This is a genomic window from Halanaerobium sehlinense (assembly GCF_055379485.1).
Window position 1 is genome coordinate 1,596,496 of sequence record NZ_AP042442.1, and the last position, 15,891, is coordinate 1,612,386.

Genomic DNA, 15,891 nt, shown 5'->3' on the forward strand with positions numbered 1-15,891 from the left:
ATTACTTTCTTTCTTCTCTTTTTTCCTTAATTCTAGAAGCTTTACCTCTTCTATCACGCAGGTAATAAAGGCGAGATCTTCTAACATCACCACGGCGAACCACAGTAATTGTGTCTAATTTAGAAGTATGGAGAGGAAAAGTTCTTTCCACACCTACACCGTGAGCAATCTTACGAATAGTGAAAGTCTCACTCAGACCACCACCATTTCTACGGATAACTACACCTTTAAATGGCTGTAATCTTTCTTTTCCACCTTCAGAGATTAATACTTTAAGATCTAATGTATCTCCAACAGCAAATTCGGGGATATCATCACGAATTTGTTCTTTTTCTATTTCATTGATAATATTCATCTATAAACCTCCTCTCAAAAAATATTTAAATTTATGCTTCCCACCAGGGATCAGATAATAAGCGGTCCATAATTATCGAAGCAGCACTTCTGACAGAAAGGTGATTAAAATCGCCCCTACCCCAGATTGGATAGAGTACATAATCACAGTCAGCAACCATCTCTTTAGTTAATCCATAACCAGTTCCATAAATAATTAAAAATGGACGATCAATCTGCTGCAGTTCCTTTCGCATATCCTTATAAGATATGTTATTAGGATATTCACGAGCATCAGTAGCAATCAGCAGCGGCTCTTTTCCGGTTTCTTCCCTAATCTCTTCCTTTACTTCCTCAAGTTCAGAAGCAATTTCCAAAACAGAAAATGCCTGATGACGATTATAAACATAATCAGCACCTCGACCACCAGTCCAGTAGTCTCTAACTCTTTCTACTAATTCCTGCTGTGACTTTAAATTATTAATTATATAGTATTTTTTAATATCATATGTTTTTGCAGCTCTTGAAATATCATGCAAATCATAATTTGTTACAGTTGTTGTTATAATTTCGTCCAATTTGTTATAAATAGGATTATGGACTAATCCGAGATAGACATCTGCCTCAATTTTACTCATCAAATTCACCCTTTAGTTCCAGCTTTATTTCTTTAAGTAATTCAATTTCTTGATCACTAAGTTTTTTATCTTCCAGCAGGTCTTTTCTCCTTAAAAGAGTTCTTTTAAGAGACTCTTTTTTACGCCAGCGCTCAATCAGCTGATGATTACCGCTAAGTAAGACATCAGGGACTTTAAGACCATTAAAATCTCTAGGCCTGGTATAATGAGGATGTTCCAAAAGTCCATTATAAAATGAATCTTTTTTAGAAGAATCTTCATCACCTAAAACTCCAGTTAAAAGACGAGAAATAGAATCTACAAGCACCATTGCCGGCAGTTCTCCTCCGGTAAGTACATAATCACCGATAGAAATTTCTTGATCAACAATAGTTGCTCTAACCCGCTCATCTACACCTTCATAACGACCACAAATAATTGTTAATCCCTCTTCCTGGCTGAGATCTTTAACGAGTTCCTGAGTCAGCTCCTGACCCTGTGGACTCATTAAAATAGTTTTTGATTTTTGCCCTCTTCCAGCTTGAGTATCCTGCCAGGCTTTAAAGATTGGTTCTGCCTTCATCACCATACCAGCTCCTCCACCATAAGGTGGTTCATCTGTTGTATTGTGTTTATCTTCAGCAAAATCACGGATATTAATTGTCTTAATATCAATCAAATCTTTTTCTCTGGCTCTTTTTAAAATACTCTCACTAAAAGGTCCCGCAAACATTTCGGGAAAAAGAGTTAAAATATCAAAAAACATAAATTCAGCTCCTAAAGATCTAAAATTCCTGGAATTGGATCAACAATAATTTTTTTATTTTCAAGATCAATTTCTAAAATCATCTCACGACTGGCAGGTAACATATATTTTTTATCCTGGCCTTGGACCAGAAAAATATCTGTACCTGAAGTATCAACAACATCTATTAATGTTCCCAGATGTCTGCCAGATTCTAAATAGACTTCACAGTCTATAAGATCACTGACATAAAAGTTATCTTCTGGAAGTAAATATTTTTCAGACTCATCAATCAAAACCTGATAATTTTTAAGTTTTTCAGCTTCGTCAATAGAATTGACATCAAAAAACTTAATTATTACAAATTGTTTATGGAAACGAATATACTCAATTTCCAGCTCTTTTAGCTCTTCTCCTCTTTTAAGATATACAATATCTAAATCAAGGAAACGCTCGGGAATATCAGTTGTTGCTTTGACACGAACCTCACCTTTATTTCCCTGAAAACGAGTTATTATTCCAATTTCTAAGTAATTATCATTCAATTATTTCACCAGCCTGAAAAATTATTTAATATCAACCTTAACATTTGTTCCTTCTTTAGCAGCTGCAGCATTAGCTACGGTTCTAATTGCTTTAGCAATTCGGCCTCTTTTACCAATGACCTTACCCATATCTTCATCTGCAACAGAAAGTTCTACAGTGATAGAGTTTTTTTCTTCAACTCTATTTACCGTAACTTCTGAAGGGTTATCTACAATTGATTCGGCAATAAATTTTATTAGCTCTTCCATGGAGAAAACCTCCTTTTAATTACTCATTACCGTGATACTTTGCCATTACACCTGACTTCTTTAATAAAGTCTTAACTGTATCTGAAGGCTTCGCACCATTATTTAACCACTTGAGTGCTTTTTCCTCATCAATGTTATAAGTTTCTGGTTCAGTTGTAGGATCATAAAAACCTAATTCCTCTACGAAATATCCCTGAGGAGCTCTCTTGGAATCAGATACAATAATTCTGTATGATGCATTACGCTTACTTCCCATTCTCTTTAAACGAATCTTAACCATCTATCAAACACCTCCTCTCATTCGCACCTAAAGTGCAAATTTGATCAGGGCAAAAAGCCCATCTGTAAATTTTATTATTACTATTTATTTAATTGAAAAATGGCAGATTAAAAGCTCCACCTTTTTTCATTTTACCACTGTTTAACTGCTTCATCATTTTCTTAATCTGTCTAAATTGTTTTAAAAGCCTGTTTACTTCCTGGATACTGGTTCCACTACCCTGAGCGATTCTTTTGCGGCGTGAGCCATTAATCACTTCAGGATCTCTGCGCTCTTCAGGAGTCATTGATGAAATGATAGCTTCAATATAGTCAAGCTGTTTATCATCAACCTGCATATTTTTGAGCTGTTTGGCTCCCCCCATCCCTGGAATCATTCCGAGAATTTCGTCCATGGGGCCCATATTTCTAACCTGTTCCATCTGCTCCATAAAGTCTTCTAAAGTAAACTCATTTTTTCTTAGTTTTTCTTCTAAAGCCTTCGCTTTTTCCTGGTCGATGCTTTTTTCAGCTTTTTCAATTAAGCTTAAAACATCTCCCATTCCTAAAATTCTAGAAGACATTCGGTCTGGATGGAATGTTTCTAAGTCAGCTAATTTTTCACCAGTACCTGCAAATTTAATTGGCTTACCTGTGATAGCCTTAATTGATAAAGCAGCACCACCACGAGCATCACCATCCATTTTAGTTAAAACTATACCATCTATATCAAGACGCTGGTCAAAGTTTTTAGCTACATTAACCGCATCCTGACCGGTCATTGCATCAACAACCAGCAGAATCTCATCAGGTTCAACTGTACCTTTAATATTTTCTAGTTCTTCCATCATTTCCTGATCTATATGCAGTCGACCTGCTGTATCAAGAATAATAGTGTCACAATTGTGAGAAGCAGCATAATTAATACTTCCCTTAGCAATATCAACCGGGTTGCTGTCTTCTCCCATTGAAAATACAGGCAGTTCTAACCTTTCACCTAAAACCTGAAGCTGTCTGATCGCAGCTGGGCGGTAAACATCGGCAGCAACTAATAATGGGCTTTTGCCATCTTTAGACAGCTTGCGAGCCAGTTTACCAGCACTGGTAGTTTTACCAGAACCCTGCAGACCAACCATCATAATAATTGTTGGCGGCTCAGAAGAAATCGCAATATCTTCTTTGCTGCCTCCCATAAGCTCCTGCATTTCTTCGTTTACAATTTTAATTACATGTTGGCCAGGAGTTAAACTTTCCATAACTTCCTTACCAACAGCTCTCTCTTCAATTTTTGAAATAAAGTTTTTTACAACTTTATAATTAACATCTGCTTCTAAAAGAGCCATTTTAACCTCTTTTAAAGCAGCCTTAACATCTTTTTCTGTCAGTTTACCTTTGCCTCGTAACTTATCAAAGGTATCCTGCAGTTTTTCAGCCAGACTGGAAAAAATCATAATATACCTCCTCTAGAGGATCGACTTTATCGATTCTAGTTTTTTGCGCAAATCTTCATTCTTATCTTCAGCTAAAATTCCTTTTTCAGTCAGAATAGCCTCTAAATCATTTATATTCTTTCTTATCTTGTTGTACTTTTTTAGAAGACCTAATTTAGCCTCATAGTCTTCAAGACTTTCTTCACTTCGATGCAAATGATCGTAAACTCCCTGCCGGCTGATACCAATATTATCGGCAATTTCCGATAGAGATAAATCATTGTAGAAGTAACTTTTAATAATTTGGCGCTGCTTTTCTGTTAATAACGAGCCATAAAAATCAAATAACATTGTTATTTTAATTGTTTTCTTTAGCAAAAAAATCACCTGTAAAGTTAGTTTACTTAACACAGGTGATAGTATATGATATTTTGGGGCTTTTGTCAAGCTAAAATTTCAAAAAACTACCCAAGATTTTATAAATGATATTTTACTAAAGCACAGTAATTAATCTCCAGTAAAAATATAGATTAAAATAGTATTCATAAATTAAAATTAATCAGGTTACCTTCCTGATCAGCACATCGTGTGCTGCAGTCAGCTTGCAGACCTCCTGTCTGCAGACCTAATTAATTTTATTTACTCATTAAGTTTAATTAACTATATTTTAAAGTCACTAAATTACTGTGCTTTATTTTAAAATATGTTATATAATTTTGTAGATCTTAAATTTTAGCTGACAAAATTCTTTTGATTAATATCTTAAAGATCCTACTCATCACTACTGAAAAGTGCTTCGATAAATTCATCTGGATCAAAGTTCTGCAGGTCTTCAGCTGCTTCTCCTACTCCGATAAGTTTGATTGGAATCTGAAGTTCGTTTTTAACTGCAATTACGATACCACCTTTAGCAGTTCCATCAAGTTTGGTCAAAGCTACTCCATCTACATCAACAGCATCGTTAAACAGTTTTGCCTGTGAGATTGCATTCTGGCCGGTAGTTGCATCTAAAACCAAGAGTATTTCTACCCCGGCATTCAGTTCTGCAGCTTCTCTATCAATCACCCTTTTTACTTTTTTCAACTCTTCCATTAAATTAGTTTGGGTATGCAGGCGGCCAGCTGTATCCACAATTAATAGATCTACATCCCTGGCTCTTGCAGACTGAACCGCATCATAGGCGACTGCTGCTGCATCAGACCCTTCCTGCTGAGCAATCACATTTACTCCAAGGCGGTCACCCCAGATCTGCAGCTGCTCAATCGCTCCAGCTCTAAAAGTATCCCCTGCTGCCAGCATTACTTTTTTACCCTGTTCCTTATATCGCCCAGCTATTTTGGCAATTGTAGTGGTTTTACCAGCACCATTAACCCCGACAACCATAATGATATTTAAATCTTTATCAAAATTAAATCCACCTTCATCATTCTGTAATAGGCTTTTTAATTCTTTCTGAAAATACTGCATTAATTCTTCGGGTTCTGTAATTTCTTCTTCTTCTACATCATCCTTTAATTTATCAATTAAAGTAAAAGTAGTTTTAACACCAACATCAGCCTGAATTAATACTTCCTCTAATTCTTCAAATAACTCATCGTCAATATTAGTCCTACCTGTAAAAATATTTGTTACCTTATTTACGAAACCTTCTTTTGTTTTTTTTAGTCCATCTTTTAATCTCTGTAAAAATCCCACTTATAAAGCCTCCTTGATATAGTTATCATTAAAATCTTCTGCCTGATCTAATTTTAAAGATACCAGGCGGGACACACCAGATTTCTCCATTGTTACACCATAGAGAGAATCAACTTCAGTCATCATGTAGCGTCGGTGAGTAATTATAATAAACTGAGCTACTTTTGAGTATTTTTTAATAAAACTGGCAAATCGAACAATATTAACATCATCCAAAGGAGCATCAATCTCATCTAAAACATAAAAAGGACTTGGTTTGACCTGAATAAAAGCAAAAATTAAAGCAATAGCAGTTAAAGCCCTTTCTCCACCTGATAACAGAGATAAACTTTTTAGACTTTTACCAGGTGGTTGAGCGTGAATCTCAACTCCTGTTGTCAGAAGTTCTTCTGGATCAGTTAATTCTAATTCAGCTTTTCCTCCCTGAAATAATGCTTTAAAAACTTTAGAAAACTCTTCTTTTACCTGATAAAAAGTTTCAGCAAACATTTTTTCCATTGATTCCTCAATATCAGAAATTACTAATTCTATTGAATTTCTGGCATGTTTTAAATCATCCTGCTGTTCATGCAGATAATCTAACCTTTCTTTTAACTCGGCAAATTCTTCTACTGCTGCTTCATTAACAGGGTGTAATTTCTCCATCTTCTTTTTTAAATCTTTAATTTTTGACTCAACTTCTGCTTCATCTTCATCTGTAATTTCTATCAAGCTGCTCTCATCAATTTCTGCAGGCTCTAAACCATAATCGTCTAATAAAATAGATTTTATATTCTGCAGCTTGTCATCCAGCTTAGTGTAACTTAAATCAAGCTGGTGAAAATCATCCTTAGTCTTATTTAAGTCCTGCTGCAGCTCCTTTGACTCTTTTTCTTTAGCTTCAACTTTCTTCTCTAGATCTTTTACCTCTTTAGTTAACTCTTCTTTTCGTTTCTTAAGTTCTTCTCCCTCAGCTTCAAGTTCTTTTTGTTTCTGTTTTAAATTGATCCTGCGGTCAGCAATTTTTTCTAAATCACTGTTTATAGATTCTATTTCCTGTTTACAGTTCTCAATTTCCTTGATTTTGAATTCTAAGCTTCTTTTCTTTTCTTTCAACTTTTCTTGAGCATTAATCCTTTTTTCAGAAATTCTGGCTCCATCCAGCTCTAATTCTTTTAGCCGTGGTTTAATTTCTGCCAGATTTTCTTTTTTGATATTTAGAGCTGCCTTCAAATCATCAATTTCATTATTTAAGTTATTAATCTCAGTTTTTAATTGATCAATAAATTCCTCTTTTGTTTGAATTGAATTCTGACTGCTTTTTAAATTATTATCCAGATCAGAAAAATTGTTTTCTCTTTGATTTTGATCATCTTTTAAATCAGTTATGTTTTCTTTAATCCTATTTTGATGATTTATTATATTATTTTCTTCCATTTTTAAAGACTGCAGTTTAGATTTCATACACTCCAGTTTGTTTTGTTTTTGGTCCAGTTCTTTTTTATCATTTTCTAATTTATTAACAAGTGATTTTCCTTTTTGCTGCAGTTTTATTTTCTTCTTTTTTAGCTCTTCAATTTTTCGACTGCGACCAATTAAATCGCGGCTGCTGCTGGAACTGCTGCCTCCAGAAATTGCTCCACCTGGATAAACAACATCTCCTTCAGTAGTTACAATTCTAAAACTTTTTTTGATATTTTTAGATATTTTAACAGCGTGATCTAGATTGTCACTAACAACTATCTGTCCTAAAAGAAAATTGAATATATTCTCAAGACGGTCTGGAAAATCTACCAAATCCACTGCCAGACCAATGAATCCAGCCTGCTGAGAAAGCTTAGTTAAGTAATGATCTCCCAGCCGAGAACCATTAACCATATTTAGTGGTAAAAAAGTTGCCCGGCCTCTATTATTTTTCTTTAAATACTGCACAGCATCACGGGCAGTCTGATCATCTTCTACAATAATATTTTGCATTTTAGCACCCAGAGCAGTCTCGATAGCCTGCTCATGTTCAGCCTGAACAGAAATTATTTCAGCCACAACATCAATCAAACCGCTAAACTTTTCTCTTTTTTCTAAAATGCTGCGCACACCATTATAATAACCTTCATAGCTTTCCTGCATCTCTTCCATAAGCTGCAGGCGAGAATTATAATGCTGATAATCTTCTTTAGTTTTTAAAAGCAGTTCTTTTCCCTCTTCTAGAGACTCAGCTTCAGCTTTAATCTGGTTTTTTAATTTCTCTAAAGAATTTTCAGCCTCTTCTATCTCAGATTTTACTTCTTTTAACTCGGCATTTACCTCTGCTGCTTCATCCTCTTTATCTTTTATTTTCAAATTGATTTCAGCCTGAGAGCTTGATATTTCAGCAAGTCTTGCATTAGAAATTTCCACTCTTTCTTTTAACCTTTCCAGAGCTGAACGTTCTACCTGAATTTTTTCTTTCTTCTCTTCAACCTTATTTCCTTTGGCTTTAATCTGCTGCTCCAGGCTCTCAATTTTTTCACTGCTGTTTTTAACTTTATTTTTCAAATCATTTATTTCATTTTCTACATGCTGCTGATCAGAATTAATCAGTTCAAAGTTCTCTCTGGCAGTTTTAACTTTACTTTCTTCCTGCTGCCTCTCCTCTTCTAATTGAGATAATTTTTTACTTAAATTTTCTCTATTTTCTATGTAATTGTTTTCTCTTTCCTTCATTACATTTAAATTATTATTAATTTCATTTACCTTATTTTGATTTTGAAAGTATTGATTATTAACCTCTTCTTTTTCATTTTTTAAAGCCTTTAACTTATCTTTAAAATTATCAAGTTTATATGAAAGAGCATTATAGATGCTTTCTTTTTCAGTTAATTTCTTCTGGAATTTTTCTCTCTGCTGACTCAGTTCTTTGAATTCTGCTGAGTACTCCTGCCACTGCTTATTTAACAAACTAATTTCTAAGTCTGAAAGCCGATCTTTATATCCCTTATATTTTTTAGCTTTTTCAGCTGCTTTTTCAAGGGGATCATGCCTTTTTTCCAGCTCATCTACTATGTCGTGAATCCGATTTAAATCGGTATTAGTATTTTCTAATCGCTTCTCAGCTTCCTCTTTGCGAGATTTATGTTTCATTATCCCGGCAGCTTCTTCAAAAAAGAGGCGCATTTTATCCGGTTTTGATTTAATAATCGAATCAATTCGACCCTGACCAACTATTGAATAGCCGTCACTACCCAGACCACTATCCATTAAAAGCATTTCTATATCTTTTAAACGACAGGAAGCACCATTAATTAAATAGTCACTACGTCCATCATCCTCAACCTGACGTCCCAGTGTTAGCTCCTGGCCCTCAACTGGTAAATCTCCATTTGAATTATCAAAAAATAAAGTTACACTTGCCTTCTTTTTCGGATTCAGCTTTTCACTTCCAGAAAATATAATATCTGCCATTCTGCTCCCGCGGAGATTTTTGGCGCTCTGCTCTCCTAAAACCCAGCGGATTGCATCAACAATATTACTTTTCCCACTGCCATTTGGACCTACTACTGCAGTGATATTTTCTTCAATTTCTATATCTGTTTTATTTGCAAAAGATTTAAATCCTTTTAGCCTAATTTTTTTTAGAAAAATATTAACCACCAACCTCACACTTTAGCCTAATTTGCATTTAAAAACCTACCCTCACGGATAGGTTTTAAAAGTACGTGATTTATCTCGGCTCTACTAAAAATTTAATAGCTGTTCTTTCTTCTCCATCAATTTCAATTTCAGCAAACGCAGGAATCATAATTAAATCCATTCCATTTGGAGCAACATAACCCCTGGAAATTGCTATAGCTTTAATAGTCTGATTAACTGCTCCAGCTCCAACTGCCTGTAGTTCTACTTGCTTTTCATCTCTCAACACTGCTGCTAAAGCTCCGGCAACAGCTTTAGGATCTGACTTTGATGAAACCTTTAATTCTTCCATAAATAATCTGGCTCCCCCTTAGGTTTATTTTAATTTTTTTCAAAATAGGTGGAGAATCGTAAGTATTATCTAATTAGACTTGAAAATACTTAGCTTGAGAATATTTAAACAGCTAGTTATTTAATTCTTGATTGAAGAAGATTTTCCTTCTTTATCAGCTTAATTAAGCCAATTTTTTTAATTTTGCCACTTCCTGATCAGTTAAATATCTAAAATCTCCTTCTTTAACACCTGCTAAGTTTAAAAAGGCAAAACCTGTTCTCTGCAGAGAAATCACTGAAAATCCAGCAATTCTGCACATTCTTCTGACCTGTCTATTTCTACCTTCATGAATCACAATTTCAAATTCTGTTTTATCACCTTTATAATTAATATTAGAAATTTCAGCAGGAGCTGTTTTTTGTCCATCTATTACCATCCCTGCCTCAAATTTTTCAAAATCATCACGGCGCAGCTCTCCCTGAGCTAAAACCTTATATTTCTTATCAACTTCTTTTTTAGGATGGGTTAATTTATAGGTCAAATCACCATCATTAGTCATAATTAAAAGTCCAGAACTGTCATAATCAAGTCTGCCGGCTGGATATAATCTCTGTTTTAAATCAGGTATTAAATCCATGACTGTTGGCCGTCCTTCTGGATCAGAAACAGTTGTAATATAACCTTCCGGCTTATTTAATAAGATATATCTTTTCTTTTCTTCACTAATTATTTCGCCATCAACAATAATCTCATCAGTTTCAGGATCAACTTTAAAACCCATTTCAGTAACTACTTCACCATTAACCTTAACCCTACCCTCTGCTATTATCTCCTCTGACTTCCTGCGGGAAGCAACCCCGGCATGTGCCATAACTTTCTGCAGTCTTTCCATTATTTCCACCTCAAAATTATTCTTTTTCGTTTTCATTATCTTTTTTCTCTTCTGCGGCAGCTTTTTCAGCTGCTTCTTCAATTTCTTCTGCAAATAATTTTTCAACTCTTTCAATTTCTGGCAGCTCATTTAAATCTTCAATATCAAGATATTCTAAAAACTGATCAGTGGTGCCATAAATGATTGGATTACCAATAGTTTCTTTTCTGCCAACTTCTTCTACAAGCTCATATTTACTTAAAGTATTTAGTGTTCTCTCAACACTGACCCCTCTAATTTCTTCAATTTCCGAACGGGTAACAGGCTGTCTATAAGCAATAATTGCTAAAGTTTCCATAGAAGCAGTAGAAAGAGAAGAAACCTTTGTTATATCAAATAGCTGTTCTATTTCTGCTGCAAAATCTTTTTTAGTTTGGAATAAATAACTATTATTATATTCTTTTAACTGGATGCCAAATTCAAAACTCTGATATTTTTGTTCCAAATAAATAATAATTCTCTCTAATTTTTCATCTGAAAACGAAGTTATCTTCTTAATTGTCTGATGAGGAAGCTTGTTTTTGCTGCTGAAAATCAAGGCTTCAACTAGTGCAATATCTCTTGGTTTCAAATCCTCAAAACCTAAATTATCAAGCTGCTGCTGTTCTTTTTCTTTTCTTTTACTGCTCAGGTAACTAATATTATCCTCGCTCATCCTATCACCTTTCCATACTGATTCTAATATCTGAAAAATTACTTTCCTGGACTACCTTAATTCTTTTGCGTTTCATTAATTCTAATAATGCTAAAAGACTTACTACAATTTCTAATTGATTATTTTGTTCATTTATTAGATGAAAAAATGATATTTCCTGGTTAACCTGCCTGATATTTTTTAAGATATCTCTAATTTTATTCCCAATATTAAACTTCTCTTCTTTTAAATATTCGAGTTTAGGATTTTTAAGAATCTCTGTTTCTTCTTCTTTTTCAGCTGTAATTGCTTTAACAACAAGCTCATGCAGTTCAGCAGCAGAAATTTCTAAGTCTACCTGAAGCATTTCGGGCATCAATTCTTCTAAATCTACCTGAGCTCGATAACGGCTGCCTGCTTCAGCTTCCCACTCCTTTAAAAGCTGAGCAATATTTTTAAATAATTCATATTCTCTTAAACGTATAATTAACTCGTGTTCGCTTTCTTCCTCTTCTGCCTCAATTTGAGCCGGCAGCAGTGCTTTTATTTTTATCTCAATTAACTCAGCAGCTATAATTAAAAATTCACTGGCCAGATCAATATCAAATTCCCGCATTTGATCCAAATAATCAAGATATTGATCAGTAATTCTGGCAAGTGAGAGTTCTGAAATATCAATTTCATTTTTTTTGACAAGCTGATATAAAAGTTCCAGCGGACCTTCGAAATCATCAAGCACAAGTTTATAATCCATAACTCAACCTCTCTCCTATAATAATAGGCCGTAAACTGTATTAACCAGTGGTCCAATAATACTCCACAAAACACCTGTATATGCAAGCAGTAATAATAAAATCATCCCATAAGGACCTTCCAACTTTCTGATATATTTATCAAATTTAGGCGGCAAAATCCCCATTAGAATTTTAGAACCATCAAGTGGAGGCACAGGTAAAAGATTGAAAAAGCCTAAACTTAAATTTATGATAACTGCCAGCTGGAAAAAAACAAAAATTGTCTGAACTAAATTACCATAACCAGCCATCTGCAGCTGATAGAGAGTTGCTGAACTAAAAAAGACAACCAATCTTGCTATTACAGCAAATACTGCTGCCAGAAAAAAGTTAGCACCAGGGCCAGCCAAACTAACCAGCATCATTCCCTGTCTTGGGTTTTTATAATAATTTGGATTGATCGGCACAGGTTTTGCCCAACCAAAGCGTCTGGTTAAAATCAAAACTAAACTCCCCATTGGATCTAGATGAGCCAGGGGATTTAGAGTTAATCTCCCCTGAGATTTAGGGGTTGGATCTCCTAATTTATAGGAAGCATAGCCATGCATAAATTCGTGTAGTGATAAAGAAAATAATAAAACTGGGATCAATAATAATAATTCATAAATTGTATTCATTATTCCACCTCTTATAAAAAGACAAATAAATTAAATAATATCTCTTAAATATTCCAGTGCCTGCTCGCGATCTGAAATATTATCTCTTAAAATCTGATCTCTTACTTCTAACAAATATTCCTTTATTTTTGGCCCCTGCTCTAAGCCAAGCTCCAATAAATCATGCCCTGAAACAGGTATTTTTATTTCTTTTCTTAAACTAAGATGTTTAAGAATTTCTTCAACATAATCCTGTTTGAAATTATTTATTATAAATAACAATAACTCTTCCGGCTGATATGACTCCAGTTCTCTGTATCTTAAAGCTGGATCCTTAGTATCAAAAACTGAAGTGGAAATTGACTCCCAATTTTTTCTGATAAATGTTTTCTTTTCTGGAATTGAGAGCGGCCATGATTCAATCAAGCTTTCTTTACTATTATAAAACAAAATTATTAATCTGACAAGAAAATGATTGACATCAATTCCATTCTCCCTACTTAAAGCAAGCAGCTTCTCTCCTCTTAAAAAATCAGCATCCCGATCAGCATCAAATTTATAATTATCTTTGATTAATTTTAAAACTGGAATCTGATTTAATAAAATTGATGAAAATTGAGAAATGTCTTTATGAGCCTTAAACAAATATGCCAGCTCAGTAAAAACTCTTTCTACAGCAAGTTTATGATAATCATAATTTTTTAATGAGCGTCGACTTAATTCAACAGTTTCTGCACTCAGCCTAAAATCCTTTAAAGTCTGAAAACGAATCCCTCTTAAAATTCTTAACGGATCATCCCTAAAACTATAATTGTGCAGCACTTTAAGAATCCGGTTATCTAAATCATAAAGACCTCCAAAAAAATCATAGAGTATTCCTTTTCGATCAGGATGTAAATCAATAACCAGTGTATTTACTGTAAAATCTCTTCTAAATAAATCAGAGAAAAGATCCGCTTTTTCAACAAGTGGTAATGAGCCAGGAAAATGATATTTTTCCTCTCTGCAGCTTGCTATATCAATTGAATATCCATATTCATTGTGCAAAAATCCGGTTGAAAATACATTATTGTAGTCATATTCATAATCATATTTTTCAGCTAGATGTTTGAAAAAATCTTTTAAATCCCCATCTAATAAAATATCTAAATCTTTATTTAAAGGTAAGCCAATCAATAGATCGCGAATTTGACCTCCAACTAGATATAGATTATATCCTAATTCTGCAGCCTCTCCTGCTAAAAACAGCAGTAGTTCTCTTCTTTCCTGAGGCAGTTCATCCAACAAATTTGATTTGTAATGCAAAAAGGAAGCCTGTTCATGATTATTTTGTCTATATTTTTTTAGCAAATCAAGCCCCTTATCCAAATCAACACTCAAACTCTTATATCTTTGACCTTTGTGATAGGGAACATCATGCTCACCTGATTTAATTTTACCCAAAAACTGAATTTTATATTTTAATAGATTAACGCTTTCTTTATTAAAATAAATATTATCCTGGTCGATTAAGTACTGGTCTTCTTTATAATATTTATAATCAGTCTTATCAATATGTGCAACTGCTTTTTTAAATGCAACTTCTTTTAGATTATTCACTTTAATTATCTGGCCATTATAAGTATAGTACTCTTCTGCCACTGAATTTAAAATTTTTTTTAATAAATTATTATTTCTCATCTGCTGCTCACCACTTTAAAAGACTGCCTCAATCGAGACAGCCTAAATTATAGTCTTGATAATACATTTTAAAACTGATTTTTGTAATAAAAAAGCCCTAGTTAGCAAAAATAATATTTTCAAATAAATCTTATTAATTAATTTTAGCTAAATCTATTTTCTCTAATTTAGGGTTATCTGCAGCTGAACGTCCAACTTTAGCTAAATCAGTCCATTCTCCATCTATTTTAACCTTTACAACATCTGCTGTAAAATCATTTTTAGTGCCCTCACAGGAACAATTTGATAAAAGCCAGCTTCCTACTCCATAGATATCCACAGGCACCTGTGATGATTCAAATCGATCAATTTTTTCTGGATTAAAACCTCCTGTTGCAATGATCCTAACATCACGACAGTAATTTTCAGCAACTTCTAAATCTTCCGGCCGCAAATCCCAATCTTTATATGCTTTGTCCAGCGCATTTCTCAAATTAAAAATCAAGCGGGCATTAACGCCATTGTCCAACTCTTTTTTTCCTAGTGGTTCTACACTTTTATCTCTTAAATCAGAAGAATTGTCAGGTCTAACACCAAATAACTTATACCGTTGAGCTTCTTCAGTCTGACCAGCTTTTAAGAGCTCAAGATATTTATCAAACATTGTTTTTAGAACTTTTAAACTGGTTCTGACACAGTCATTTTTAAAGTCTACCAGAGCAATTCTATTTACATCAAGCGGCATTAAGCGACAAAACTGCAGCATTGATTCTGCAGTATCTCCTAAAAATGAAGCTACATAAGAGTGGCTGATAGTACCTCCACCTTTTCCACCCCACCAGGCTCCCTGTTCGTCAGTAGAAATATAACGCTGAGTATTTGTTCCATATTCATTATTATAGGCATTCACTCCCAGAGAATAGGCATAGCCGTGCATTGCCTGAGATTTATAATGAGTAAATCTGGCCGGGAAAAAGAGAATATCCTTACCCCTTGCGGCAACCATAACCTCATAAACATTTGTTGCAATTCTAGATGCCTCAGTTAATGAACCTAATATAGGAGTTTCTAAAATTGAAAAGTCACGATAACGGCCCCTAATTTTAATTACAGGATCCACATTATGTGGATTTCCTTTATAGTAAGCTTTTTCTCCATCGTGACAGGCTTCAATTTCTAAATCAGATGAAGTATTAACAAAATTTTCAGCTTCATCTTTATAACCTGCTGCTGTTTTTAAAATCGAAAGAGCTTCATCAATTCCACCTAATATACAAAATGGTTGGCGTCTGGGAAAAATCTGCATTTCCACTTCAATATTGCCAATATCCTGCCCTTTGAACTCATAATCCTCTTTTGATAATTTAGTTAAAATGCGGGCGATATTGCGGAAATAAACATCAGAATACCAGCCTTCTGCCATTCTCTCTCTGTCCAGCTGAAATAATTCTGTTTCCAGACGCTCCCCATTAAAAATTGTCAT

At 34.2% G+C, this 15,891-nt stretch carries 17 protein-coding genes; all 17 read right to left on the minus strand.

The genetic code is table 11. The features are described from left to right. Position 1: 1 nt before the first annotated feature. The gene (rplS, locus tag ACZ446_RS07655) at positions 2-355 is read right to left on the minus strand and encodes a 50S ribosomal protein L19 (RefSeq protein WP_005488625.1); all 354 of its coding nucleotides are present in this window, start codon (positions 353-355) and stop codon (positions 2-4) included. A gap of 31 nt (positions 356-386) precedes the next feature. Continuing rightward, entirely contained in the window at positions 387-971 is a 585-nt protein-coding gene (locus ACZ446_RS07660) for an RNA methyltransferase (RefSeq protein WP_464391995.1), read from the minus strand. Further along, entirely contained in the window at positions 964-1,716 is a 753-nt protein-coding gene (trmD, locus tag ACZ446_RS07665) for a tRNA (guanosine(37)-N1)-methyltransferase TrmD (RefSeq protein ID WP_464391996.1), read from the minus strand. Before trmD ends, ACZ446_RS07660 begins: the two co-directional genes overlap by 8 nt. 11 nt (positions 1,717-1,727) lie before the next feature. After that, the gene (gene rimM / locus ACZ446_RS07670; protein WP_464391997.1) at positions 1,728-2,240 is read right to left on the minus strand and encodes a ribosome maturation factor RimM; all 513 of its coding nucleotides are present in this window, start codon (positions 2,238-2,240) and stop codon (positions 1,728-1,730) included. A 21-nt stretch (positions 2,241-2,261) separates the two neighbouring features. Then, positions 2,262-2,489: a KH domain-containing protein gene (locus ACZ446_RS07675; RefSeq protein WP_089722705.1), complete on the minus strand. Its 228-nt coding sequence runs from the start codon at positions 2,487-2,489 to the stop codon at positions 2,262-2,264. A 19-nt stretch (positions 2,490-2,508) separates the two neighbouring features. Then, positions 2,509-2,769 carry a 30S ribosomal protein S16 gene (gene rpsP / locus ACZ446_RS07680; protein WP_073155695.1) on the minus strand — a complete coding sequence of 87 codons (261 nt, stop codon included), beginning with the start codon at positions 2,767-2,769 and terminating at the stop codon, positions 2,509-2,511. Positions 2,770-2,857: 88 nt separating this feature from the next. Beyond that, a complete protein-coding gene (gene ffh, locus ACZ446_RS07685; RefSeq protein ID WP_464391998.1) occupies positions 2,858-4,198 on the minus strand; it encodes a signal recognition particle protein in 1,341 nt (446 codons plus the stop codon). Between the two features lie 12 nt (positions 4,199-4,210). Next, on the minus strand, positions 4,211-4,555 hold the full coding sequence (gene ylxM / locus ACZ446_RS07690) for a YlxM family DNA-binding protein (RefSeq protein WP_464391999.1): 345 nt from the start codon (positions 4,553-4,555) through the stop codon (positions 4,211-4,213). 393 nt (positions 4,556-4,948) lie between these two features. Beyond that, the gene (gene ftsY / locus ACZ446_RS07695) at positions 4,949-5,872 is read right to left on the minus strand and encodes a signal recognition particle-docking protein FtsY (protein WP_464392000.1); all 924 of its coding nucleotides are present in this window, start codon (positions 5,870-5,872) and stop codon (positions 4,949-4,951) included. Next, entirely contained in the window at positions 5,873-9,481 is a 3,609-nt protein-coding gene (gene smc / locus ACZ446_RS07700) for a chromosome segregation protein SMC (protein ID WP_464392001.1), read from the minus strand. It abuts the gene before it with no gap. A gap of 70 nt (positions 9,482-9,551) precedes the next feature. After that, positions 9,552-9,812, minus strand: a complete 261-nt coding sequence (locus tag ACZ446_RS07705; RefSeq protein WP_464392002.1) for a stage V sporulation protein S — start codon at positions 9,810-9,812, stop codon at positions 9,552-9,554. A 163-nt stretch (positions 9,813-9,975) separates the two neighbouring features. Then, positions 9,976-10,686 (minus strand): pseudouridine synthase, encoded by a 711-nt coding sequence (locus tag ACZ446_RS07710; RefSeq protein ID WP_464394383.1) that lies wholly within the window; start codon positions 10,684-10,686, stop codon positions 9,976-9,978. A 16-nt stretch (positions 10,687-10,702) separates the two neighbouring features. Then, the gene (gene scpB / locus ACZ446_RS07715; RefSeq protein ID WP_464392003.1) at positions 10,703-11,380 is read right to left on the minus strand and encodes an SMC-Scp complex subunit ScpB; all 678 of its coding nucleotides are present in this window, start codon (positions 11,378-11,380) and stop codon (positions 10,703-10,705) included. 4 nt (positions 11,381-11,384) lie between these two features. Then, entirely contained in the window at positions 11,385-12,113 is a 729-nt protein-coding gene (locus ACZ446_RS07720; RefSeq protein WP_464392004.1) for a segregation and condensation protein A, read from the minus strand. A 15-nt stretch (positions 12,114-12,128) separates the two neighbouring features. Next, positions 12,129-12,770, minus strand: coding sequence for a site-2 protease family protein (locus tag ACZ446_RS07725; protein ID WP_464392005.1), 642 nt, complete (start codon positions 12,768-12,770; stop codon positions 12,129-12,131). 30 nt (positions 12,771-12,800) lie between these two features. Next, the gene (locus ACZ446_RS07730) at positions 12,801-14,429 is read right to left on the minus strand and encodes a tRNA nucleotidyltransferase/poly(A) polymerase family protein (RefSeq protein WP_464392006.1); all 1,629 of its coding nucleotides are present in this window, start codon (positions 14,427-14,429) and stop codon (positions 12,801-12,803) included. A gap of 133 nt (positions 14,430-14,562) precedes the next feature. Then, positions 14,563-15,891, minus strand: coding sequence for a nicotinate phosphoribosyltransferase (locus ACZ446_RS07735; protein ID WP_464392007.1), 1,329 nt, complete (start codon positions 15,889-15,891; stop codon positions 14,563-14,565).